The 22,547-nt window shown below is 68.9% G+C and carries 17 protein-coding genes and 2 pseudogenes; 13 read left to right on the top strand and 6 right to left on the bottom strand.

The features are described from left to right. The first annotated feature begins 11 nt into the window (after positions 1-11). Positions 12-2,528, top strand: coding sequence for a DUF4118 domain-containing protein (locus KDY119_RS17800; RefSeq protein ID WP_036955914.1), 2,517 nt, complete (start codon positions 12-14; stop codon positions 2,526-2,528). Beyond that, positions 2,525-3,226 (top strand): winged helix-turn-helix domain-containing protein, encoded by a 702-nt coding sequence (locus KDY119_RS17795; RefSeq protein ID WP_036955594.1) that lies wholly within the window; start codon positions 2,525-2,527, stop codon positions 3,224-3,226. The genes KDY119_RS17800 and KDY119_RS17795 overlap by 4 nt, the downstream gene beginning before the upstream one ends. A 163-nt stretch (positions 3,227-3,389) precedes the next feature. Here the strand turns inward: KDY119_RS17795 and KDY119_RS17790 are convergent, their stop codons facing one another. Further along, complete coding sequence (locus KDY119_RS17790; protein ID WP_051137037.1) at positions 3,390-3,992, bottom strand: TetR/AcrR family transcriptional regulator; 603 nt, start codon at positions 3,990-3,992, stop codon at positions 3,390-3,392. Positions 3,993-4,149: 157 nt separating this feature from the next. On the opposite strand from KDY119_RS17790, the gene glsA reads away from it, so the two are divergent. The 5 genes from glsA (at position 4,150) to KDY119_RS17765 (ending at position 10,116) form a co-directional block, all read left to right on the top strand. Continuing rightward, positions 4,150-5,178: a glutaminase A gene (gene glsA, locus KDY119_RS17785; protein WP_036955597.1), complete on the top strand. Its 1,029-nt coding sequence runs from the start codon at positions 4,150-4,152 to the stop codon at positions 5,176-5,178. After that, entirely contained in the window at positions 5,175-6,815 is a 1,641-nt protein-coding gene (locus KDY119_RS17780) for an MFS transporter (RefSeq protein WP_051137038.1), read from the top strand. The genes glsA and KDY119_RS17780 overlap by 4 nt, the downstream gene beginning before the upstream one ends. A gap of 26 nt (positions 6,816-6,841) precedes the next feature. Beyond that, positions 6,842-7,990, top strand: a complete 1,149-nt coding sequence (locus tag KDY119_RS17775; protein WP_083891290.1) for an ABC transporter permease — start codon at positions 6,842-6,844, stop codon at positions 7,988-7,990. A 138-nt stretch (positions 7,991-8,128) separates the two neighbouring features. After that, positions 8,129-9,079, top strand: a complete 951-nt coding sequence (locus tag KDY119_RS17770) for a patatin-like phospholipase family protein (RefSeq protein ID WP_148284354.1) — start codon at positions 8,129-8,131, stop codon at positions 9,077-9,079. Between the two features lie 215 nt (positions 9,080-9,294). After that, positions 9,295-10,116 carry an SDR family oxidoreductase gene (locus tag KDY119_RS17765; protein ID WP_051137040.1) on the top strand — a complete coding sequence of 274 codons (822 nt, stop codon included), beginning with the start codon at positions 9,295-9,297 and terminating at the stop codon, positions 10,114-10,116. Positions 10,117-10,213: 97 nt separating this feature from the next. Here KDY119_RS17765 and KDY119_RS17760 read toward each other — a convergent pair whose 3' ends face one another. From KDY119_RS17760 to KDY119_RS17745, 4 genes are all read right to left on the bottom strand, one after another. After that, the gene (locus KDY119_RS17760; RefSeq protein ID WP_036955932.1) at positions 10,214-10,951 is read right to left on the bottom strand and encodes a TetR/AcrR family transcriptional regulator; all 738 of its coding nucleotides are present in this window, start codon (positions 10,949-10,951) and stop codon (positions 10,214-10,216) included. Between the two features lie 61 nt (positions 10,952-11,012). Beyond that, the gene (locus KDY119_RS17755) at positions 11,013-12,311 is read right to left on the bottom strand and encodes a low temperature requirement protein A (RefSeq protein ID WP_227994424.1); all 1,299 of its coding nucleotides are present in this window, start codon (positions 12,309-12,311) and stop codon (positions 11,013-11,015) included. Positions 12,312-12,435: 124 nt separating this feature from the next. Continuing rightward, on the bottom strand, positions 12,436-13,470 hold the full coding sequence (locus tag KDY119_RS17750; protein ID WP_051137041.1) for a DJ-1/PfpI family protein: 1,035 nt from the start codon (positions 13,468-13,470) through the stop codon (positions 12,436-12,438). A gap of 48 nt (positions 13,471-13,518) precedes the next feature. Continuing rightward, a complete protein-coding gene (locus tag KDY119_RS17745) occupies positions 13,519-14,355 on the bottom strand; it encodes an oxidoreductase (protein ID WP_036955601.1) in 837 nt (278 codons plus the stop codon). A 109-nt stretch (positions 14,356-14,464) separates the two neighbouring features. Here KDY119_RS17745 and KDY119_RS17740 point away from each other — a divergent pair, with 109 nt between their 5' ends. The 6 genes and pseudogenes from KDY119_RS17740 (at position 14,465) to KDY119_RS17710 (ending at position 20,753) form a co-directional block, all read left to right on the top strand. After that, complete coding sequence (locus KDY119_RS17740; protein ID WP_194174277.1) at positions 14,465-15,307, top strand: TetR family transcriptional regulator; 843 nt, start codon at positions 14,465-14,467, stop codon at positions 15,305-15,307. A gap of 254 nt (positions 15,308-15,561) precedes the next feature. After that, positions 15,562-16,544: pseudogene (locus tag KDY119_RS17730) on the top strand (IS3 family transposase); the annotation flags it as partial. Between the two features lie 162 nt (positions 16,545-16,706). After that, entirely contained in the window at positions 16,707-18,242 is a 1,536-nt protein-coding gene (gene istA, locus KDY119_RS17725) for an IS21 family transposase (RefSeq protein WP_036955993.1), read from the top strand. After that, positions 18,239-19,003: an IS21-like element helper ATPase IstB gene (gene istB / locus KDY119_RS17720; protein WP_036955996.1), complete on the top strand. Its 765-nt coding sequence runs from the start codon at positions 18,239-18,241 to the stop codon at positions 19,001-19,003. Before istA ends, istB begins: the two co-directional genes overlap by 4 nt. Before the next feature lie 57 nt (positions 19,004-19,060). Further along, positions 19,061-19,267 (top strand): annotated as a pseudogene (locus KDY119_RS17715) (IS3 family transposase); the annotation flags it as partial. Between the two features lie 121 nt (positions 19,268-19,388). Next, positions 19,389-20,753 (top strand): IS1380 family transposase, encoded by a 1,365-nt coding sequence (locus KDY119_RS17710; RefSeq protein ID WP_036944155.1) that lies wholly within the window; start codon positions 19,389-19,391, stop codon positions 20,751-20,753. 639 nt (positions 20,754-21,392) lie between these two features. On the opposite strand, the gene KDY119_RS17705 is transcribed toward KDY119_RS17710, so the two are convergent. Next, positions 21,393-21,974, bottom strand: a complete 582-nt coding sequence (locus KDY119_RS17705) for a recombinase family protein (protein ID WP_036947912.1) — start codon at positions 21,972-21,974, stop codon at positions 21,393-21,395. Positions 21,975-22,547: the final 573 nt, after the last annotated feature.

Raw genomic sequence — 22,547 nt, 5'->3', positions numbered from 1 at the left:
ATGATGGGGGCATGAGCCGCGGACGTCTGACCGTCTACCTGGGGGCCGCCCCCGGTGTGGGCAAGACGTTCAAGATGCTCGACGAGGCCCGACGGCGGCGGGCGCGCGGCACCGACGTCGTCGTGGGCCTGGTCGAGACGCACGGGCGCGCCGAGACGACGGAGGCCGTGGGTGACCTCGAGGTGCTGCCGCGGGCGCGCGTCGAGTACCGGGGCACGGTGCTCGAGGAGCTCGACGTCGCCGCGGTGCTCGCGCGTGCCCCCCAGGTCGTGCTGGTCGACGAGCTCGCCCACACCAACGCCCCCGGGTCCGTGCGCCCGAAGCGCTGGCAGGACGTCGAGGTGCTCCTCGACGCGGGGATCGACGTCATCACGACGGTCAACGTGCAGCACCTCGAGTCCCTCAACGCGGACGTCGAGGCGATCACCGGCATCAGGCAGCGCGAGACGGTGCCCGACCGGGTGGTGCGCGAGGCGGACCAGATCCAGCTCGTCGACCTGTCCCCCCACGCGCTGCGGCGGCGCCTCGCGCACGGCAGCGTGTACCGGCCCGAGCAGATCGACGCCTCGCTCGCCGCGTACTTCCGGGAGGGGAACCTCACGGCGCTCCGCGAGCTGGCGCTGCTGTGGCTCGCGGACCGCGTCGACGACGCCCTCGCCAGCTACCGGGAGCAGCACCGGATCACCGGGACGTGGCCCGCGCGCGAGCGCGTCGTCGTGGCCGTGACCGGCGGCCCCGAAGGGGACACGCTGCTGCGGCGCGGGGCCCGGATCGTCGAGCGGGCCGCCGGGTCCGAGCTGCACGCCGTCCTCGTGCTCGCGACCGACGGGCTCCCGGGCCCGCCGCCCGGCGCGATCGCGGCCGCCCGGCAGCTCGTCGAGTCCCTCGGCGGCACGTTCCACACCGTGGTCGGGGAAGACGTGGCGACCGCGGTCGTCGACTTCGCCCGCGGCATCAACGCGACCATGATCGTGGTGGGTGCGTCGCGGCACTCGCGCTGGCGCGAGGCGCTCGTGGGTTCGACGGCAGCACGGGTCGTCCAGCTCGCGGGCTCGATCGACGTGCACCTCGTCACGCACGAGCAGGCACGCAAGGAACGGTTCGTGCGCGGGCGGTGGAGCTCGCTGTCCCGCGCGCGGCGGGTCTGGGGCTGGGTCGCGGCGATCGTCGTCCCGGCCGTGCTCGTCGCCTTCCTGTCGTCGGGGGACGGGGCGAGCCTGTCGATCGACGTGCTGCTCTACCTCGTCGGGGTCGTGGGCGTCGCGCTGCTCGGCGGCATGTGGCCGGCGCTCGCGTCGGCCGTGATCTCGTTCGGCTGCCTGAACTGGTTTTTCACGCCGCCCACCGGGCGGTTCACCGTCGCCCAGGGTGAGAACGTCGCGACGCTCGCGGTGTTCGTCGTGGTCGCGGCGTCGGTCGCGGCGGTTGTCGACGTGTCCGCCCGACGGGCAGGTGAGGCGTCGCAGGCCCGCGCCGAGGCGAGCACGCTGGCGTCCCTGTCACGCTCCGTCCTCGCCGGCGAGGACTCGCCCGAGGCGGTGGTGGCGAGGCTGGTGACGACGTTCGGGATCGAGGGTGCGCGCCTCGAGGAGAGGCCCGCGCCCGGCGCGCCGTCCGAGGTGGTCGCGGCGGCGGGCCCACGCTCCGCCGACGGTGACGTCCACGAGGGATCCGTGGTGGACGTCGACCCCCTCCGCCGGCTCGTGGTGTCGGGTCCACCGCTGGCCGCCGCCGACCGACAGGTGCTCGAGGCCTTCGCCGCGCAGGCCGGGATCGTCCTGGAGCGCCGTCGTCTGGCGGAACGGGCCTCGCGCGCGGCGGTGCTCGAGGAGGCCGACGCCGCCCGGACCGCGCTGCTCGCGGCGGTCTCGCACGACCTGCGCACGCCGCTCGCGTCGATCCGGGCCGCCGTCGACGGCCTCGCGGCGCAGGACGTCGTCCTCGACGAGGAGGACGAGGAGGCCCTGATCGCGACCGCGGACGCCGCGACCACCCGGCTCGAACGGCTCATCGAGAACCTCCTCGACCTGTCCCGGCTCCAGGTGGGCGGGCTCCGGCCGCACCTGCGGACGGCGTCCCTCGACGAGGTCGTCCCGGTCGTGCTCGAGGCGTTCCCCCTCGACCGGGTCGTCTCCGACGTGCCCGAGGACCTCCCGCTCGTCGCGACCGACCCCGGCCTGCTGGAGCGCGTCGTGGCGAACGTCGTCTCCAACGCGGTCCGTTTCCAGCCGCCGACGGCGCCCGTGCGGCTCACCGCGTCCGCCGACCAGGACGCCGTCGAGCTCAGGGTCGTGGACACCGGCCCGGGCGTCGACGACGAGCGCAAGGAGCGCATGTTCGACGCGTTCCAACGCCTCGACGACACGAGCGCGGGCGGCCTGGGTCTCGGGCTGGCCGTCGCCCGCGGGCTCGCGCGCGCCGTCGGGGCGTCGCTCGACCCGGAGGACACGCCGGGAGGAGGCCTCACCATGGTGCTCCGCGTGCCGCGTGCGAGCCTGCTTCCCACCACCTCTGAGGAGACCGCGTGACCCCAGCGCCCGAGCCGGCAGGCAACCGCGTCCTCGTCGTCGACGACGACGCAGGTCTGGTCCGCGCGCTCGCCATCAACCTGCGCGCCCACGGCTGGCACGTGACCACCGCCGCGTCGGGACGGGACGGGTTGGACGCCGTCGCGCGCGACCACCCGGCCGTCGTCGTGCTGGACCTCGGGCTGCCCGACCTGGCGGGGCTCGACGTCATCGCCGGGATCCGTGGGTGGAGCCGGGTGCCGATCGTCGTCCTGTCGGCGCGGCAGCTCGGCGAGGACAAGGTCGACGCGCTCGACGCCGGCGCCGACGACTACGTGACCAAGCCGTTCGCGATGAACGAGCTCATGGCACGCCTGCGGGCAGCGGTGCGGCGGGCGGAGCCGGTGGACGGCGACGAACCCGTCGTCGAGGCCGGGGACCTGCGCGTCGACCTCGCTCGACGGACCGTCACGCGGCAGGGTGAGGAGGTCCGTCTGAGCCCGACGGAGTGGGCGCTGCTCGAGGTCCTCGTCCGCAACCGGGGGCGGATGGTCGGGCGCGAGCAGCTCCTGCACGAGGTGTGGGGACCGTCGTACGGGACGGAGAGCCACTACCTGCGCGTCTACGTCGCGCAGCTGCGCCGCAAGCTCGAGGACGACGCCGCCGCCCCGCGCCACCTCCTCACTCACCCGGGCGCGGGGTACCGGTTCGAGCCGTGAGCTGGTGGGCGCGGATCGCCTCCGCCGGTGGAACGTTCCCGAGAACGGTCACAAACCACCATTTCTGACCGGCTCGCCAGCCGACTTGCTCGGGCGATCTTGAGGTGACAACAGCGTCTGCCGTGGTGCGTCACCGTCGCTCTGCCGTGCTGCGCGGGACTCTTCAGGTGGACGGGTTCGTCGTTCTGTGGGCCGCGATAGTCTCGGTGACGCCGAAGTGCTCGAGCATGGATGCCATTTGCGTCTTGACGTCGTCGTGAGCGCTGGCGGCGAAGTTCAGCAGGCCGAGGCCCAGGAAGGTGGCTACGCCGCCAAGTGTGAAGTCCGTGCGAGCGATCCACGGCGCGAACACGTCGCGCAGTCGTTCGATCAGTTCGGTCACGCGCGCGCGCAGCTCGGGGCGTTGGACGGCGCTGATGAGCAACGTGAAGACAACGACGGCGTGCGGTTCCGGCTCGCCATGTGGGGTCTGGCTGGCCCTGAGGCAGGATTCGACGAGGTCTAGCTCGCCGCGCAGGACGAGGTCGCGCCGCTCCTCGAAGGCCTGGATCCACCGTTGGGACGCATGCTGGATCGCCGCATCAATCAGGTCGGCCAGGGTCGCGAAGTGGTAGGTGACGGATGCCAGCGAGACTCCTGCAGCGGCGGCGACCCTTCGTTGGGTGGTTCCCGCCAGCCCGACCTGGGCTATCAGCGTGACGGTGGCGTCGAGGATGAGCGCGCGGGTGCGTTCGCCGTCTGATCGGGGCCTGCGGGAGGTAGTCACGGTGTTCTCCTCGTCTTCGAGTTGTGCCTTTTGGCAACCAGTCTAAGATCCAAATCTGTACGGTCGTACAGTTTAAGTCTTCGTGTCTGGAGCGGATGGCATGACGCAAGAGAGCCCCCCGTCGTACGGGCAGGGCGAAGGTGGTCCTGCTCGGGGGATGTCGGAGGAGGCTGTGCAAGAGGTCTCGACGGGATCGCTGCCGGGATGGCACCGGGTCGAGGAACTCGTTCGCAAGGCGCACGCGCGCAACCTCGCACATGACGAAGGCGTCGTCGCGAGCTACATCCCGGTGCTCGCTCACGCTGATCCGGAGCGGTTTGGGCTGTGCGTGGCAGAGGCTGACGGCCCGGTTCACGCGGTTGGCGACAGCGACCTCGAGTTCTCGGTCCAATCGATCTCGAAGGCGTTCGTCTTCGCCTTGGTGTGTCAGGCCTGGGGGCGCGAAGTGGTCAGTGACCGGGTCGGGGTGAACAACACTGGGCTGGCCTTCAACTCCGTGATGGCTCTCGAGCTCAACGACGGGCACCCGATGAACCCGATGGTGAACGCAGGGGCTCTCGCGACCACCGCGCTGATGCCGGGGGAGTCGTTCGCTGAGCAGTGGGAGAACCTGCGCAGCGGATTGTCGCGGTTCGCGGGCCGTCAGCTCGAGCTTGACGGTGAGGTGTTCCGGTCGGAGTCCGCGACAAACACGCGCAACAAGGCGATCGCTCGACTCCTGCAGAGCTACGGGCACCTCGAGCTGGACCCGCTGGGGGTGGTCGACGTCTACACACGTCAATGCGCGTTGCGGGTCAGCGCGCGGGACCTGGCGGTGATGGGCGCAACCCTCGCCGACGGGGGAGTGAACCCGGTGACCGGCGACCAGGTCGTCTCGGGCCAGGTCTGCCAGGACACTCTGGCGGTGCTCGCCTCGACGGGTATGTACGAACGTTCGGGGCGGTGGCTGTTCGAGATCGGTCTGCCCGCCAAGTCGGGCGTCTCCGGCGGGATCGTCGCGATCGCTCCCGGCAAGGGCGCGATCGGCACCTACTCGGCCCGGCTTGACCGAGCAGGCAACAGCGTGCGCGGCCAGCGCGCGACCGCACACCTTTCCCGAGCCCTGGGCTTGAACGTCTTCGCCTCCTCCGCGCATGTCCCACCCCGAGCGGCACTGTCGCCGAAGAGAACGGAGCACGCCCGATGAGCACCTCTGACGCCGTCCAGGTCAGCGCGGTCCCTAGCGTGGCGGAGCGCCGCTCGTGGTTGCCCATGGTTGGCCTGTTCCTTGCCCAGGTCCTGATGTCGTTCAACGTGGCCGCGCTGCCGGTGTCCCTGGGCGGCATGGTTGAGGACTTCGGTGTGCCTCCCACCGTCGTCAGCTCGACCATCGTCGTCTACGGGCTGGTGGTAGCGGCCCTGGTCATGACCGGCGCGAAACTCGGCCAGCGGGTCGGATGGGTGAAGATGTTTCGGGTCGTCGTCGCGACCTTCGCGGCATCCGCGGTCCTCATGATCGTCTCCCCGACGGTGGGGTGGGCGATCGCGGGACAGGCGGTCGCTGGCGCCTCCGCTGCGATCATCGTCCCCTCCCTGGTCGCGCTCATCGCCGAGAACTACCGCGGCGAGCAGCAGGCGACCGCCGTGGGCTCGCTCGGCTCGGCGCGCGCCATCTCCGGGGTCAGCGCGTTCTTCATCGGGGGCGCCTTGGGAACTGCGGTCGGTTGGCGGCCGGTCTTCGGGATCGTCCTGGTCCTGGCCGTGGCGGTCTTCGCGTTCAGCTTCACGCTGCGCAGCGACGGCGGTAACCCCGGCGTGAGGATCGACTTCGTGGCATCCATCATCATCGGTGCCGCGATCGTGCTCCTCACCCTGGGGTTCAACAACCTCAACTCCTGGGGCGTGTTCTACGCCTCGCCTGGCGCGCCGTTCAGCCTCGGCGGCCTGTCACCTGCGCCGGTGTTCGTGTTGGCGGGCATCGTGCTTGGCCAGACGTTCTTCTGGTGGACCAGGCGCCGGACCGCCGCCGGGAGGGTTCCGCTGGTCGATCTGGCAGTCCTCGCCCGGCCCAGCGAACGCGCCGCGGTCTACGCGATGTTCATCGTCGTCGCGCTTGAGGCGGCCTTGAACTTCACCGTGCCCCTCTACATCCAGATCGTGCAGGGCCGCACCCCGTTCGACACCGCGTTGGCGATGATGCCGTTCAACCTCACTGTCTTCGTCACCGCGACCTTGGTCGTGCGCTTCTACAAGCGTTACCCGCCGCGCGTCATCGGTGTGTTCGGGTTCACGCTCACGACTGTCGCGCTGGTATGGCTCTCATTCGTCGTGACGAACAATTGGGAGACGCTGCCCACCATCCTGGGTCTGTTCGTCTTCGGGGTCGGGCAGGGCGCGCTTGTGACGTTGGTCTTCAATGTCCTGGTCACCTCGGCGCCCAAATCGTTGGCCGGAGACGTCGGGTCGATTCGTGGCACCACGCAGAACCTTGCGTCGGCGGTCGGGACCGCAATCGCTGGTGCCCTGCTCGTCACGATCTTGTCGTTCAACATCGGCCGCGCGGTCGTCGACCACGTCGAGCTGCCAACCTCATTGGTCGCCCAGGTCGACCTGGACAACGTGAATTTCATCAGCAACGACGACCTGCGAAGCACGCTCGAACAGACCGACGCGACCCCAGCCCAGGTCACCGCGGCCGTCGCCGTCAACGAAGACGCACGCCTCCACACCCTCAGACTCGGGCTCCTTGTCCTGGCCGGCGTCAGCGCCACCGCGATCCTCCCTGCGAGCCGCTTGCCCAAGTATCGCCAGGCCGAGATCCCGGACCCAGACCCGAACCGGTAGCGGCTCGCGGCGAGAAAGGACAGGCAATGGCGCACGAACACGATGACACGCGCGGAGACGCACACGATTCACCCACCGAACCTGAAGCCTCGTCCGGCCAGGGGCAGCCACACCGCCGGCGTGCTCCTGGTGCCGCGAGCTCGGCGGCCAGACAGGGCGCTCGGTGGGCGGCCGACCTGCGCGACGCGATCACTCCTCGGGCATTCGTGCTGGTGGTAGGCGTGCTGGGGCTCCAGGTCGCGTTTATCGCGAGCTATCTCGGTGCGTTCCACGACCCGACGCCCCACCGGATCGCGGTCGCCGTCTCGGCCCCGAGCCTGCCAGCTGCCGAGCAGACCGCCGCCGCGCTGAACGCGATCGCCGGTGAACCGGTCCACGCCACAGTCCATGACTCGGCCGACGAGGCCAGGCAGCAGGTGCGTGATCGATCCGCCTACGGCGCGCTCGTAGTTGGCACCGGGACACAGGACACCCTCTACGTGTCGTCGGCCGAGGGAGCTGCCGTGTCCGAGGCTGTGGCGGCGGTCCTCGAGCAGGCCGACCGTGAACAGGCACGCACCCTCGTGACCACGGATCTGGTCCCGGCGGGTCGCGGTGACGGTCGCGGGCTGTCCGCCTTCTACCTGACGGTCGGGTGGGTCGTCGGCGGGTACCTGGTGGCGGCGATCCTCGGGATCAGCGCAGGCGAACGCCCGAGCACACGGCAACGCGGCATCATCCGTCTAGGGGGCCTGGTCGTCTACTCCATCGCGTCGGGCTTCCTGGGCGCGCTGGTGGCGGAGTCGGTGCTTGAGGCACTGTCGGGGTCGTTCGTGCCTCTGGCCCTGCTCGGCGCGCTGGTGGTCTTCGCGGTCGGGGCATTCACGATGGCCATCCAGACCATGACCGGGATCATCGGGATCGGAATCGCGGTGCTGTTGTTCGTGGTCCTTGGCAACCCCAGCGCCGGCGGTGCCTATCCGGCGCCGTTGCTGCCGCCCTTCTGGCGGGCAATCGGCTGGCTCTTGCCACCCGGCGCAGGCACGCACGGAGTGCGCTCGGTCGTCTACTTCGACGGTGCCGGCCTGGCCCGCGACGTCGTGGTGCTCGCGGCTTGGGCACTCATCGGAACCGCCTTGATGCTGACCTTCGCAGGACGCCGCCGCACCGAGCTCGGCGCGCCGGCCCCTGGCTGACCCACCGCGACGACTCTGGCCCCACGGGCCGGGGCTCCGAAACGCAGTCACCCTCTGCAGCGCAAACTACCTGCCCGGCTGGCCTGGGCATGCCAATCGCGTCGCGGAGCTCACTTCGCCCACAGAAGGGATTCACAGGTGGCAGCCTCAGAGGTGGTCGACCTCCTCATGCGTCGCCGCACCCAGCCGGATGCGATGCGTAGCGACGGCGCGCGCCTCGCGGTCGTGTTCGAGGGCGGCGGGGCGCGCGGCATCGTCTCGGCCGGCCTCGGGAGAGCTCTGGAGGAGCTCGGTCTCCTCGACGTGGTGGACCTCGCGATCGGGACCTCCGCGGGCGCAGTCAACGCTGCGGCCGTCGCCTTGGGCGTGCTCGGACCGGTCGCCGAGACCTATGTGGAGATCTTCTCCGACCGGCAGCTGGTCGGCTTCGAGCGAGCCCTGGTTGCCCGGCCTGTCGTTGACGGCCGGGGCGTCGTTGCGCGACTCGAGGACCGATTCCGGCTCACGGACCTCGCGGCGCCCCGAAGGCGTGGTCCCGAGCTCGCGGTCGTTGCCACCGATGTCGAGTCCGCCGCGCCCGTGGCGCTAACCGGCTTCACAGGGCCGCGTGACCTGCTGGCGGCGATCCACGCCTCCGGCTCGCTGCCCCTGCTCGCCGGGCCTCCGACGCGGCTGCGCGGCAGATCATGGCTCGACGGAGGTCTGACCGAGCCGGTGCCTGTGCACTCGGCCCTGCAACTTGGCGCCACCCACGTGATCGTGGTGACCTCGCGACCGCTCGGGACAGCACCGTCTTTCGGCCACGCAGACAAGGTGGTGGCCCGCTACCTGCGGCGACTCAACCCAGCCCTTGAAACGGCCTACCGGCAACGACCATCACGCTACCGGGCGACCGTCGCCACGGTGGCCTCGGGAAGTGTCGGCGGGGCGGCCTCGCTCCTGCTCGCTCCGCCCAGCGATCTTCGGCTTCCCTCGCGGCTGCACCGTGACCCCCGGATGCTCTGGAGGACGCTGGCCGCTGCCATTGCCGCAGGCAGGGCCCAAGCCGGGAACCTGGGCTTCAGTCCCCCCTCGGACTTGCCCTTCTAATCGGCCGACTCGGGTGACGCCGCCGGCAGGATTAACAGAACACCGGTCCTCTATACAAGAGACCAGCGGTCCGCTAAGTTGAGGGCTAGGTGACCGCGCGGGCTCCTGCGTGCGGCTACCGAGTCGGAAGCCCATGTTTGGGGCCCGGCCGCCGTGCTCGCCTCGAGGTATGCGGCCGTCGGGCGTCGACGCGAACGGAAGAGAGAGACATCACCATGTCCAGGAACATCCTTGTCACCGGGGCGGGCAGCGGTTTCGGCCGTGGTGCCGCGCTCGAGCTGGCCCGTCGCGGGCATCACGTCACCGCAGGAGTCCAGATCGGCCCGCAGGCCACCGAGCTTCTCGCGGCCGCGCGCGAGGCTGGGGTCGAGCTCGAGGCCGTCGTTCTCGACATCACCGACGCCGGGGATCGAGCCGCGGCCCTCGGGCGCCCGGTCGATGTCCTAATCAACAGCGCGGGGATCATGGAGACCGGACCGGTCGCGGAGATCCCACTGGACCTGGTGCGACGCAATTACGAGACCAACGTCTTCGGGACCTTGGCCATGTGCCAGGGCGTCGCTCGACAGATGGTCGAGCGAGGGGAGGGCAAGATCATCAACGTCACCTCGATGGGTGGCCTGATCACGATGCCGTTCGCCGCGATCTACACCTCCACGAAGCATGCCCTGGAGGGCCTGACCGAAGGGCTTCGGACCGAACTGTCCGGAACCGGGGTCGATGTTTGCACCGTGAATCCGGGCGTGTACGGCACGGGCTTCAATGACCGCGGTGGCGAGACGATGCTGCGTTGGTTCGACCCGGCAACCACCCTGACGCGACCCGAGCTTCTCGCCGGGCTGGACACTGCCCTCGATGGCCAGCTCGACCCTCAAGAAGTCATCGACGTGATCGTCCGCGTGGCCGAGGAGGGCGCCTCCCGGTTCCGCAACGTCGTCCCGGAGCAGATCGTCCCGTGGATCAAGGCCATCCAGGACCGCGCCTGGAGCGCACAAACCGGCGAGGCCCTCTTCATCGACCCGACCGAAGTCGGCTAGCAACGAACACGAGGGGCCCGCGCAACCTGCCTGGAGCGCGGTGGCAGAGGGTGCGAGAGCGCCGGACGGTGGATCACCGTCCGGCGCGCTCGCACGTTCAGGGAGCAGAAACGGACTCGAGGGGTTCGGCGGTGCTGTGCGCCGTGGCCCGGGCTGTCTCGCGTTCCGTCTCGATAAGAAGACCGACGAGCAGCGCATCGACAGCGTGCTCGAACGCTGCCGGGAACGGCGTGTTGAACAGTGCGAGCTCGGGATCCGCGTCGTATGCGTCCTGGACGGCCTTGGCAGGGTGGCTGTGGGACCACAGGGCGCCGATGAGGATGACGGCGAGCGTCGCCCCGCGGTCCGCTCGCTCGCGGTCGAGCTCGGGCAGGGACTGCTGGATGAGATCGGCGAGCCTCAGCGTGGACTCACGTGCCGCCTGCTTGTAGCGGGCCGCGACCGGTGTGGTCACGTTGTGCTCGAGCACACCGGCTTGCGCGCTGAGAAGCTCACACAGCATCGGGTGCTCCTCGAGAGCGGTCGTGAGGCCGTGGGACAGCGACCGAGCCCGGTCGCTGGGCGCGTCGCCGGGGTGGATCCCGGAGGGAAGCGCTTCCTCGGCCTGGGCGAGGAAATCGGCAGCAAGCTGTGCCAGGAGCTCGAGCAGGACCGCCTCGCGCGTCTCGAAGTAGCGCAGCACGTTGGATTTGGCCAGACCCACTCTGCGGCTCAGCTCGTTCAGGGTGATCGCCGAGACCGGCATCTCCTTGAGCATCTCGATAGCCGCGCGCAGGATGGTCTGACGTCGGATGAGGCGTTGCTCGTCGCTTCGTGCGCGTTGGAACGTCTCCATGCTGTCACTGTAGAAGACCGCGGGTCTGTAGGTGGTGTCGTGCGTGCGGCGAGCCACTTCGTCAGGCCCCGATGCGTTCGAGCAGGGCCGCCTCGTGCCGGTACCCGACTGTCTCGTAGCCCACGACGATGACGGCCGGCGCTGCTGCGACGACGAGCAGGGCTGCGCCGATGCTCGCGCCGGCGTACCCGGCGACGACGCTCAGGACCAAGAGTCCGACGCTGGCGAGGAGCAGCAAGAGGTGGAAGACGTCGAGCGTGCCGAGGAGCTGGGCATAGAGCGCGAACAGCACGAGCTCGCACACCAAGACCGGGATCGCCACGGTCAGGAGCGCGAACGTTGCCTTGACGTGCGCCTCGTGAGAGATCACCTGGGCGGCCACGTGCAGGCCTGCTCCGACCGCCACCAGGGCAGCGAACAAGAGCATCTGCCCGTAGGACCAGGTCTGAGCCCGGTCGCGGTAGCGCGCGAGGAGCCGGCCTGCTGGAACGGTGTAGTACAACCACCACAACCCGAAGACCAGGCTGGTGCCACCACACGCGACGAGCGCCGCTTCGAGGGTCCATCCCTGCTCCTGGACCACAGCAGAGATCGCGAGGATCGTCCCGAGGATGATCTCGCCGAGGGCGATGATGAACAGCAACCCGTAACGCTCTGCGATGTGGTGAGCGTGCCACGGGGTCTGTCCGAACCGCTTCTGGGTGAGCCTGGGCGCTGCCAGCTCGAACAGGCCAAGGACGGCGGCGATCGCGAGGGTAAGTCCGATCGGCAAGTTGAGGAAGATCAGCGCGATCCAGAACACCTGCGCGACCGCGATGCTCGTGGCATGCGAGAGGCACACGGGCCGATGCCGCGGATCGTGACGTGCTGCGCGCAGCCACAGGGCGATGGTCGCCAGGCGCATGATCACGTAGCCCGCGACCGCGACGCTGTTGTCGAGGTGCTGCCCCGCAGCGATCGAGTGGAAGATCGGTGGAACGCCGAGGGCGAGCACGAGGACACCCACCATCTCCACGAGGGTCGCCACCCGGAACAGGATGTCGTCGTTGTCGTAAGCGGACGCGAGCCAGGTGTAGCTGATCCATGCCCAGGTAGCGGCGAACATCGTGAAGCCCAGCCCTGCGACGGCTGTCAGCAGATCGTCGGCCTCCAGGTAGCGCGCCACCTGGGATGAGATCTGGCTGAACGCGACCACGAAGGTGAGGTCGAACAGGAGCTCGAGCGGGGTCGCCGTGCGGTGCTCCTCGTTCGGATCCCGCCCGGCCATCAGGGCCGGACGGTGGCCGAGGCTCGTGCCGGGGCGCGGGCGCGCTCCCTGCGCGTGCGCCCGCGCCGCTGGTTCATCGCTGGGAGCTGCCATGGCCCGGGTACCTCGAGGTCTTGCGGATGGGGACGAGGTGCTGATCGCGTGGCTGGGGTCGGTCCGGCGCTGGGTCCTTCATCGACTCTCCAGGCTGTGGAAGGGGAGAGGGGCCGCAGGGATGTCAGCTGGTGGCGTGGGTGGTGACGGTGGTCTCGCGCTGCCCGAGCAGCTCGACTAGACGTGCGGTCTGCGCGTCCACGGCTTGAGGACCGTTGCCGGTGAGGACCTCGCGTGATTCGTCCCAGATCACCTTGACGGCGGTGGGGTTCAGCGTCAGGTTGACGTCATAGCCGGCGTCCTTGAGGGCGACGTCGACGTAGTAGGGCAGACGTGTCCTCTCACCGGGGACCTTCGGATACTGGGAAGCGAGCATGAACCGTTCCCCCCATCGAGGGACCGTGGTGATGTGTGCGCCCGTGAAGTCGTGGTTCTCGTTCGTTCGTACCGTGCCGTCCGGAAGGACGCGGTATCGGGCGGACGTCAGGGCGATCGGCGCGTGGCAGATCAGTGAGATCGGCACGCCCGCCTCGTGCAGCGTGTGCAGCAGCTCCCCCATCCATGGGTTGTCGTAGAAGTCGACCATGGGGGCGTGGCCGCCGGGCATGTGGACGAAGTCGAAGTCCGTCAGCGAGAAGGCGCTGGTTGGGTCGCGGTGCATCGACACCAGTTGCCGGATCGAGTAGTAGTCCCGTTCCGGGACACCTGCAAAGCTTGCGATGACCTCGTCGCGGATGGAGATCGCCTCGCGGTCGGTCTTGGGCAGGGGTTCGGAGACCGGCAAGCGTCCCAGCTGGCGGCGGGCGAGGTCCAGCTCCGCCTCACGGCGTGCCACCAGCTTCGGATTGCGCTCGCGCAGCTGGTCGGGCGTCAGCCTTTCCGCGTCCGTCTGGATGGTGTGCCGCACCGTGGCGGGCCCCAGGGAGCCGGCGCCGTGGAAGTTTAGGGCCAGGCCGTTGATGTCCAGTTGAGGGACAGCGCCATCGGGAGTGGCCAGGACGAAGTCGTGGGTCTCCTCGAACTGGGCCATCACTGCGGCGAGCTCGACCAGGAAGAACCCGGTCGAGATCCCGGGGTGGGAGTTCGGCTCGGCCAGTGGCAACCGCTTGGCGGAGGACAGGACGATCAGCGCCCGCGGGCGCCCTGTGTTGTTCGACATGGAAGATGCTCCTTCGCTGTGATGCGGAGACGTTGCCCGGTTCGGTGTCTACGCGGGGACGCTGGAGGCTCGCTTGATGAGGGTGTCGAACGTGCGGTTGGGCAGCACGCGGCTGAGCCAGATCATCGGGCGAGCACCGAAGCCGATCTGGTAACGGGTCCGTGGCCGGCGTGCGGTGGCTGCCTTGGTCACCGCACGGGCGACGACGTCGGCGGGGCTCGTCATTCGCGCACCCGGTCGGGAGCTCGACTCGAGCGAGGCGGCCATGGCGTTGGCCTGCTCGGCGTATGGGCCATGACCGGAGGTTGCGCGCAGCTTGTCGGCGGCGATGCTGCCCCACTCGGTCTGAATCGAGCCGGGCTCGATAAGGACGACGTGAATGCCGAATCGGTTCAGCTCCAACCGCAACGCGTCACTGAGGCCCTCGACCGCGAACTTGCTCGCGTGGTACCAGGCGCCCATAGGGGTTGCGAATCGGCCGCCCATCGAGCTGATGTTGACGATGGTGCCGCTGCCCTGGGCGCGCATGGTCGGGAGCACCAGCTGGGTGAGCCGCGCCAGCCCCAGCACGTTCACGTCCAGCTGAGCTTGGGCTTCGGCGAGATCCACTTCTTCGAGTGCCCCGTAGGAGCCGTAGCCGGCGTTGTTGACCAGCACGTCGATCCGTCCCTCTGCCTGGACGACGTCGCGCACCGCGTCAGCCGCCGACGCCTCGTCCGTCACGTCGAGTGCGATGGTGTGGATCCCTGCCTCGCGTAGCGAGGCCATTCGATCAGTGCGACGGGCCGCCGCGTAGACGGCGAAGCCCGCCTTCTGCAGGCGCAGCGCGGTGACCTCACCGATGCCGGATGACCCCCCGGTGACGAGTGCGACCTTGGCGCTCATTCGTTTCTCCCTTGTGTGAGGCTCCGCCGATCTGTAACGGACCGACGGTCTCTAAACTAACAGGCGGCCCGCCACCATGCAAGAGACCTGCGGTCTGTAATATGTCGGCGTGAGTACGTTTCAGCGTGCGCGAAGCGAGGAGCAGCGCGAGGTCAGACGACGGGAGATCCTGCAGGCTGCGGCAGCGATGCTGGCCGACATGCCTGTCTCCGAGCTCACCCTGACCGGGCTGAGCCGTCATGTCGGGTTGGCCAAGTCCAACGTGCTGCGCTATTTCGAGTCTCGTGAAGCGGTCCTGCTGGAACTGCTCGCGCTGCTCGCGCACGACTTCATGGCTGAAGTGATGGGGGAGCTGCCCGCCTTGCTCGTCAAGGGTGCATCGGTACGGGCGCGCGTGGCGGCGATCTCCTCCGCTGTCGCCGCGTCGTTCGCCGCCCACACCATGCTCTGCGAGCTCCTAAGCGCCCAGGCCGCAGTCCTGGAGCACAACGTCTCGACGGCGACCGTGGCTGCATACAAGCGCGGCGCCCACGACAGCCTGGCCGACTTCGCAGCGTTCCTCCACCGGATGCTTCCCGAGATTCACTACAGCGACGCGTTGGAGGTGGCTACCACGACGATCGTGCTCGCGGGCGCGCTGTGGTCTCACACCCACCCCGCCGACGCACTGCGACAGGCATATGACAACGATCCATCGCTACGGTTCATCCAGGCTGACTTCGCCGCTCAGCTCGAGCGGACGATCACCGCTCTCGCCCTCGGTCTGATTACCAGCCACTCAACAAGCTCAGTCCAGGCAGAAGCGGCGGGTTTCCTTCCCCGGGACCGATCGGCCGTGATCGATGACCCGGCCACCGCCCCGGTCGTCAAGCAGGCAGCTGGAGTCGATCTTGGCGGTGAGGGGCTGACGCAGTCCGCCAGCGCCGTCGCTGCCCCCGGCCGGGCACGCTGACGAATAGCGGACTCGGCAGAACCGACGGTTTGTGGACCCGGTCAGAAGCTGGTTCTGGGGGTTTCAAAAACAGGGGTGCGGCCGGTCCGCAGATCTACTTGCTCGTGTTCGTGCTGAGGGCAGCGGCCGCGCTCCACACGCCTCCCTTCCAGTCCGCGAATCCCGATGTGCTCCCCGGTGAGCGCGGGACTGCTGCACGGATAGGTGACATCCGACGTGTGGTGCCGTGAGGCGCTGCTGGAAGGATGTTCATCGTGCCCGCACCCCACCCCAAGGAGTTCCGCGACGATGTCGTGGCCGTCGCCCGTCGCGGCGAGGCCCCGGTCAAGCAGATCGCGAAGGACTTCGGGATCTCCGAGTCCTGCCTGCGCAACTGGATGCACGCCGCTGACGTCGAGGACGGCGCCAAGCCCGGCGTGACCGCGTCCGAGTCGGCCGAGCTGCGTGAAGCACGTCGCCGAGTGCGCCTGCTCGAGCAGGAGAACGAGGTCTTGCGCCGGGCTGCGGCGTACTTCGCCCAGGCGCACCTGCCGGGAAAATGAGCTACCCGCTCGTCCGTGAGCTCGCCGGCGACGGGATCCCCGTCGCGGTGACGTGCCGGGTGCTCGACCTCGCTCGCCAGCCCTACTACCGGTGGCTCACCGCGCCCGTGACCGCCCGGGAGATCGAGCAGGCCTACCTCGCCAACGCCCTGTTCGACGCCCACACCGACGACCCGGAGTACGGGTACCGGCTGCTGGTGGACGAGGCCCGGGAGGCCGGGCACGACGCGTGCGACCGAACCATGTGGGCCCGGTGCGCGGAGAACTCGTGGTGGTGCGTGTTCGGCAAGAAGAAGGGCAAGGGCGGCAAGCGGCCCGGACCGCCCTCGCACGACGACCTCGTGAACCGCGACTTCACCGCCGAGACCCCGAACGAGCTGTGGCTGACGGATATCACCGAGCACCCCACAGCCGAGGGCAAGGTCTACCTGTGCGCGATCAAGGACGTGTACTCGAACCGGATCGTGGGGTACTCCATCGACTCGCGGATGAAGTCGTCCCTCGCGGTTCAGGCGCTCGAGAACGCCGTCGCCCGGCGGGCCGTGGACGGCGCCGACGTGACCGGCTGCATCGTCCACTCCGACAGGGGCAGCCAATTCCGAAGCCGGAAATTCCTGGCCGCGCTGCGCACCCACGACCTGGTCGGATCCATGGGCCAGGTCGCCTCCGCCGGCGACAACGCCGCCATGGTGAGTGTGGTCACCTGAAGTGGCCCCACCTGGTGCCGGTTTCGTCGCGGATTCTGGCCCCGTTTGGGGTCGTGGGTGCGCGGGTCGGGTGGGTTCGCGTGTCGTCACGAATGTTGGCCCCACCCCGGGGTTCAGATCTTCTCGACAAGGGTTGTCGGGGAGGTCGGGATGGTCAGGTCCAGGGTGGAGCTGTTCGAGGAGATCCGTGTTGATCACCGCCGGGAGGGGCTCTCGATCCGGGAGCTCGCTGCGCGGCACAAGGTCCACAGGCGCACGGTGCGGGCGGCGTTGGCCTCGCCGGTCCCGCCTGCGCGTAAGGAGTACTCGCCGCGGGGCCGGCCCGCGGTCGACCCGTTCCGGGACGTGATCGACGCCTGGCTGGTCGCGGACGCGGCGGCACCTGTCAAGCAGCGGCACACGGCCCGGCGGGTCTGGCAGCGGCTCGTGGCTGAGCACGGGGCGGACGTGTCGGAGGTCAGCGTCTCGCGGTATGTCGCCGTGCGGCGCCGTGAGTTGGGCTTGGACAAGGTCGAGGTGTTCGTCCCGCAGGCCCACGACCCGGGCGCGGAGGCCGAGGTCGACTTCGGGGAGTTCCACGTCTTGCTCGCGGGAGCGGACGTGAAGGTCTGGATGTTCGCGATGCGGCTGTCCGCGTCGGGCAAGGCGTTCCACTACGGGTTCGCGAACCAGGCGTCCGAGGCGTTCTTGGAGGGGCACGTGCGTGCTTTGGCCTACTTCGGTGGAGTGCCGGCCCGGGTCCGGTATGACAACCTCAAGCCCGCGGTGGTCCGGATCCTCAAGGGTCGTGACCGGGAGGAGAACGACCGGTTCACCGCGTTGCGCAGCCACTACGGGTTCGACTCGTTCTTCTGTATCCCGGGCAAGGAAGGGGCCCACGAGAAGGGCGGCATCGAGGGCGAGATCGGCCGGTTCCGCCGCCGCCACCTGACGCCCGTGCCGCAGGTGGCCTCGATGGGCGCCCTGAACGATCTGATCGCCGCGGGTGACGACGCGGACGACGACCGGGTGATCACCGGGCACCACGCATGCGTGGGGGTCGAGTTCGCCGCCGAGGCCCAGGCGCTGTTGCCGCTGCCCGGTGAGGGGTTCGACCCGGCGACGATCTTGTCCGCGAAGGTCGACTCACGGTCGCGGGTGTGCGTGCGTCAGGCCTACTACTCGGTCCCGGTGCGTTACGTCGCCCGGCGCCTGACCGTGCGCCTGGGCGCGACCAGCGTCGAGGTCTGCGACGGGGCCCAGACCGTGGCCACCCACGAGCGGGCCACCGCGAAGTACGTCGATGTCCTGGACCTGGACCACTACCTGGAGATCCTCGCAAGGAAGCCCGGCGCGCTACCGGGCGCGAGCGCTCTCGAGCAGGCCAAGAAGGCCGGGGTGTTCACGCTCGCGCACCAGGCCTACTGGGACGCGGCCCGGGCCAAACGCGGAGACGGGCCGGGCACGAGGGACCTGATCGAGATCCTCCTGGCCCAGCGCACCCTGCCCGCCGCGGCACTCGAGGCCGCGATGCGCACCGCCGTTGACACCGGGGTGATCGAGGCGGCCTGCGTGATCATCGATGCCCGCCGCGGCGCCGAACCACCCGTCGCGCCCGTGATCGACCTCGGCGCCGTGGCCCGTTACGACCGGCCCGCCCCGACCCTGGACGGCTACGACACCCTGCTCACCGGGAGCGACCGATGACCAGCGAGGACGCCGCCCTGGCCGCGATCAACGTCGCCACCAGGGACCTGTTCTTGCCGACCGTGCGCGCCGAGGCCGGGCCCCTGGCCGCCGGCGCGCTGCGTGAGCAGCGCACCCACCTGGCCTACCTCGCCGACGTGTTGACCGCGGAAGTCGACGCCCGCGCCGAACGCCGCCGCGCCAGGCGGATCAAGGAAGCCAAGTTCCCCCGCACCAAACGCCTCGCGGACTTCGACACCTCCCGTTCCGCGGTCGACGGTGCGACCCTCGCCGCCCTGGCCACCGGAACCTACCTCGACGCCGGCGAACCCGTGGTCCTGCTCGGTGACTCGGGCACTGGCAAGACCCACCTGCTCATCGCGCTCGGCATCGCGGCCTGCGAGCTGGGCAAGGCCGTGCGCTACACCACCTGCGCGAACCTCATCAACGAGCTCGTCGAAGCAGCCGACGACCGGCAACTGGCCCGCACCGTGGCCCGCTACGCGCGCCTGGACCTGCTCTTGCTCGACGAGCTCGGCTACGTCCACGCCGACCCCCGCGGCGCCGAGTTCCTCTTCCAGATCATCACCGAACGCGAGGAGAGGTCCTCCATCGCGATCGCCACCAACCTGCCCTTCAGCGAATGGGGCACCGTGTTCCCCGACCCCAGGCTCGTCGCCGCGATCGTCGACCGCGTGACCTTCAACGCCCACATCCTGCAAACCGGGACCGAGTCCTACCGCCTCCGCATCACCAAAACACGCGCCCCACGCAACAAGTAGCACTACCGTGCAGGGGCCAGAATTCACGACGACAAGTGGGGCCAGAAGACTTGACTACACGCAGCCATGGAATCGTTCTTCGCGCTCCTGCAGAAGAACGTCCTCGACAGGCGCAGGTGGGCCACCCGCCACGACCTGCGGATCGCGATCATCACCTGGATCGAACGCACCTACCACCGACGCCGCCGACAGCAGCGGCTGGGACGCTTGACCCCGATCGAGTTCGAGACCATCATCACCACTCAGGTCGCACTCGCCGCCTGAGCCCTGATCCACCGCGTTGTGGGGGTCGTTGAGCGTCCCTGATAGCCGAAGTGCCCTTCTGGCCTGGGAAGATGTTGATTGCGACGCCAACATCGGAACCTGGTAGAGGGGCACTCGGTAAGTGAAAGCATGCCATGGCATCGTCCCGGTCTTCGACGATCCGAACCTGATCGGTTCTGCGGGACTGGTTCCGGTGATCGAGCTGGCCGAGACGGCTGGGTTGAGCGCTGCGATCGCCGGGGCGTCATCGTTGCCGGTGGCGAACGTCGCGGCGAAGGTCCGCACGGTCGTGGCGGGGATGCTCGCGGGTGCGGACAGCATCGATGACCTGGACGTGCTGCGGTCCGGTGGCACCGCCCGGGTGCTCGGCGGTGTCAGGGCGCCCTCGACGATCGGCACGTTCCTGCGTTCGTTCACCCACGGGCACGTGCTGCAGCTGCACGCTGCGCACCGCCGCCTGCTGGGCGGTCTCGCGACGAAGGTGCCCGGTCTGGTCGGGACCGATGACCTGGTGTTCGTGGACGTGGACGACACGATCCGCCAGGTCCACGGCCACGCGAAGGACGGCGCGGGGTTCGGGTACTCGGGGGTCCGCGGGCTGAACGCGCTGATCACCACGATCAGCACGCCCTCGAGCGCGCCGGTGGTCGCCGAGTGCTCGCTGCGCCGGGGCTCGACCAGGTCCGGCAAGGGCGCCGACTGGCACATCAAGCGTGCCCTGACCACCCTCAGGGCCGTGACCGGAGCGAACCAGCGGGCGTGGGTGCGCGGGGACTCGGCGTTCGCTACGGCGAAGAACGTCCACACCGCGATCAAGGCCGGGGCGTGGTTCTCGTTCACGATCCCGGCCTGGCCCACCGTGAACAAGGCGATCTCCCAGATCCCCGACGACTCGTGGACCCCGATCCAGTACCCCAACGCGATCTGGGATGACGAAGCCCAGCAGTGGGTCTCGCAGGCCGAGGTCGCCGAGACCGACTTCGTCGCGTTCGTCTCCAAGAAGACCGACCAGCAGGTGGCCTGCCGGCTGGTCGTGCGGCGAGTCAAGCGGCTGGGCGAGGCGCCCAGCACCGACCAGGGCGAGCTGTTCACCGTCTACCGCCACCACGCGTTCATCACGAACACCACGCTCAGCGCGGTCCAGGCCGACTCCTTCCACCGAAGTCACGCGATCGTCGAACAGGTCATCGCCGAGCTCAAGGCCGGACCGCTCGCGCACCTGCCCTCGGGCAAGTTCGCCGCGAACGCGGCCTGGCTCGCCTGCGCGGTCATGGCGTTCAACATCTCTCGCGCGGCCGCCGTCGCAGCCGGCACAGGCAAGGCGCGCATGGCCACCGTGCTTCGGCAGATCATCGCGACCCCCGCCCGCCTCGCGACGACCGGGCGGCGCCTGATCATGCACCTGCCCACCAGATGGCCATGGGCACAGGCATGGACGAACCTGTGGGACACCGCCATCGGCCCGCCCCTGGCGGCCACATCCTGACCACCTGGCCCCACGGGCACGACCGGAGAACCGACGTGGAAGAGCCGCCAAGAGCGGCGACTCTCGCACACCCACCCCCCAGATATCCACAACCGCGAACCCCGAAACGTCACCGACAGCCACCACGAATCATCGACGGTGGATCAGGGCTGAGGGCCTCACGGGACGCCGGAGTGCCGTGGGGCCCTCAGCGGGGGCCGCCACGTTTTAGGGCGCGCCATGTGGCGTACGAGGCTACGACGCCCGCCACCACGACGCGGCCCACAACGCCAGGAGCGCCTCCTACTGGACCCGAGGTGCAGTCGCCGCCACCCGCGTCGCAGGAGCCAGTTTGAAGAATGAGTGACCCGATCAAAAGGGCGAGTGCGCAGATCGCAACCAGGAGCCAGCTCCAGCGTATGGATTGCGACTCTCTCATGGAGCGATTCTAGGCCCTAGGAGCGGGTGCCGACAGTTGCGCGGCGGCAGCCCGTGAGCCGCCGATGGATGGCCAAGATTTGACCGGGCTTTGCGTATTCGCCACCCGTGCAACAGTCCCTCACGTACACGGCGGGCTCCAGTATGACCTGATGGCGCACGCAGGCCCCGGGGCGTGCAGGGGGGACACCGATGCGACGGGGCCTGAGTTCGTGCCCGATCTTAGTTGGTGCTTCCGACAGCGGGGGCGGGCAGGACGTGCCGGCGGATGCTCGACTCGGAGACGCCGAGCACGCGGGCTACGGACGCGAGCGGTTGCCCGTCGTCGAGCGCGGAGCGCGCGGCCGCGATCTTCTCCTCGGTCATAACGCGCGGCCTGCCACCGACCCTCCCCCGCGCTCGGGCGGCCGCGAGCCCCTCGAGGGTGCGTTCGCGGATCAGGTCGGCCTCCATCTGTGCCATTGCACCCAGGACGTGGACGACGAACCGTCCACCGGGCGTCGAGGTGTCGAGCGCCTCGGTGAGCGATCGCAGCGTGACCCCGCGCTCGTCCAGATCTCGGACCAACGTCGCGAGGTGGGCGGCCGACCGGCCGAGCCGATCGAGCCGGACGACGACGAGGGTGTCCCCCGCGTGCAGCTGGCCGAGGAGCTTGGTGAGCTCCGGTCGGTCGTCGCGACGACCGGACCCCGTCTCGGGGATGATCCAGCGCTCGTCGACGCCGGCGCCGGTGAGCGCGTCGACCTGCCCGTCGAGGCTCTGCGCCGTGGTGGAGACCCGGGCGTATCCGAAGAGATGTCCCATGGCGGTGACCGTAGCGAAAACGTCCCGCCGGGGTTGTGACCGGCGGGAAGTTTTGAGAGGGGGTTTTGACCGGCGCGTCCTCCGGCGTGTCGCCGACGTCGTCCGGCCGGTCAGAAACGGTCGATTTGGCGCTGAACACCGGGCACTATGCAGTGCTAGTGGTGGGTTCGATTTCCTTGGTGCAGCGAAGATCACCTGGTAGTCGTCGAACTTCCCAGAATTTTGCGATGGAACTCGCGCAAGTCGTCCGGCGCATCGCGCCTAACCGGTGCCCGCGATGAAGCGGTAGACCTCCCTAGTCGTCTGGCCCCGGTACGTTTAGCTCAGTAGCTAGGTCTCTTGCGCTGAGCAGTAATTGACTGTCGCGCATTACCACCTTCTGCGAAAGCACTGGCCCTCCCTTGGTCCGGAAGGCGATCCTAGGAAAAACTGCCCATCTCGACAGTTCGGGCCAGTCTGACCCCAGTTCAGTCTCAACCTTCGCCAGGTCATCGAGGTCTATACGAGCGAGCTCTCGGCCGCGCTTAGTTATGCAGATGCTGTTGCCTTCCGGGTCTACTACCACCGCAACTT

The sequence above is a fragment of the Luteimicrobium xylanilyticum genome (assembly GCF_009429125.1).
Taxonomy (GTDB): Bacteria; Actinomycetota; Actinomycetes; order Actinomycetales; family Cellulomonadaceae; genus Luteimicrobium; species Luteimicrobium xylanilyticum.
This window is presented reverse-complemented; position numbering and strand designations above follow the sequence as displayed.

What these genes read in the sequence shown, in the direction of transcription:
- KDY119_RS17800 (WP_036955914.1), top strand. Translation starts at nt 12, where the DNA reads ATGAGCCGCGGACGTCTGACCGTCTACCTGGGGGCCGCCCCCGGTGTG.
- glsA (WP_036955597.1), top strand. Translation starts at nt 4,150, where the DNA reads ATGTCGGAGGAGGCTGTGCAAGAGGTCTCGACGGGATCGCTGCCGGGA.
- KDY119_RS17780 (WP_051137038.1), top strand. Translation starts at nt 5,175, where the DNA reads ATGAGCACCTCTGACGCCGTCCAGGTCAGCGCGGTCCCTAGCGTGGCG.
- KDY119_RS17775 (WP_083891290.1), top strand. Translation starts at nt 6,842, where the DNA reads ATGGCGCACGAACACGATGACACGCGCGGAGACGCACACGATTCACCC.
- KDY119_RS17765 (WP_051137040.1), top strand. Translation starts at nt 9,295, where the DNA reads ATGTCCAGGAACATCCTTGTCACCGGGGCGGGCAGCGGTTTCGGCCGT.
- KDY119_RS17760 (WP_036955932.1), bottom strand. Translation starts at nt 10,951, where the DNA reads ATGGAGACGTTCCAACGCGCACGAAGCGACGAGCAACGCCTCATCCGA.
- KDY119_RS17755 (WP_227994424.1), bottom strand. Translation starts at nt 12,311, where the DNA reads ATGGCAGCTCCCAGCGATGAACCAGCGGCGCGGGCGCACGCGCAGGGA.
- KDY119_RS17750 (WP_051137041.1), bottom strand. Translation starts at nt 13,470, where the DNA reads ATGTCGAACAACACAGGGCGCCCGCGGGCGCTGATCGTCCTGTCCTCC.
- KDY119_RS17745 (WP_036955601.1), bottom strand. Translation starts at nt 14,355, where the DNA reads ATGAGCGCCAAGGTCGCACTCGTCACCGGGGGGTCATCCGGCATCGGT.
- istA (WP_036955993.1), top strand. Translation starts at nt 16,707, where the DNA reads ATGGTCAGGTCCAGGGTGGAGCTGTTCGAGGAGATCCGTGTTGATCAC.
- istB (WP_036955996.1), top strand. Translation starts at nt 18,239, where the DNA reads ATGACCAGCGAGGACGCCGCCCTGGCCGCGATCAACGTCGCCACCAGG.
- KDY119_RS17705 (WP_036947912.1), bottom strand. Translation starts at nt 21,974, where the DNA reads ATGGGACATCTCTTCGGATACGCCCGGGTCTCCACCACGGCGCAGAGC.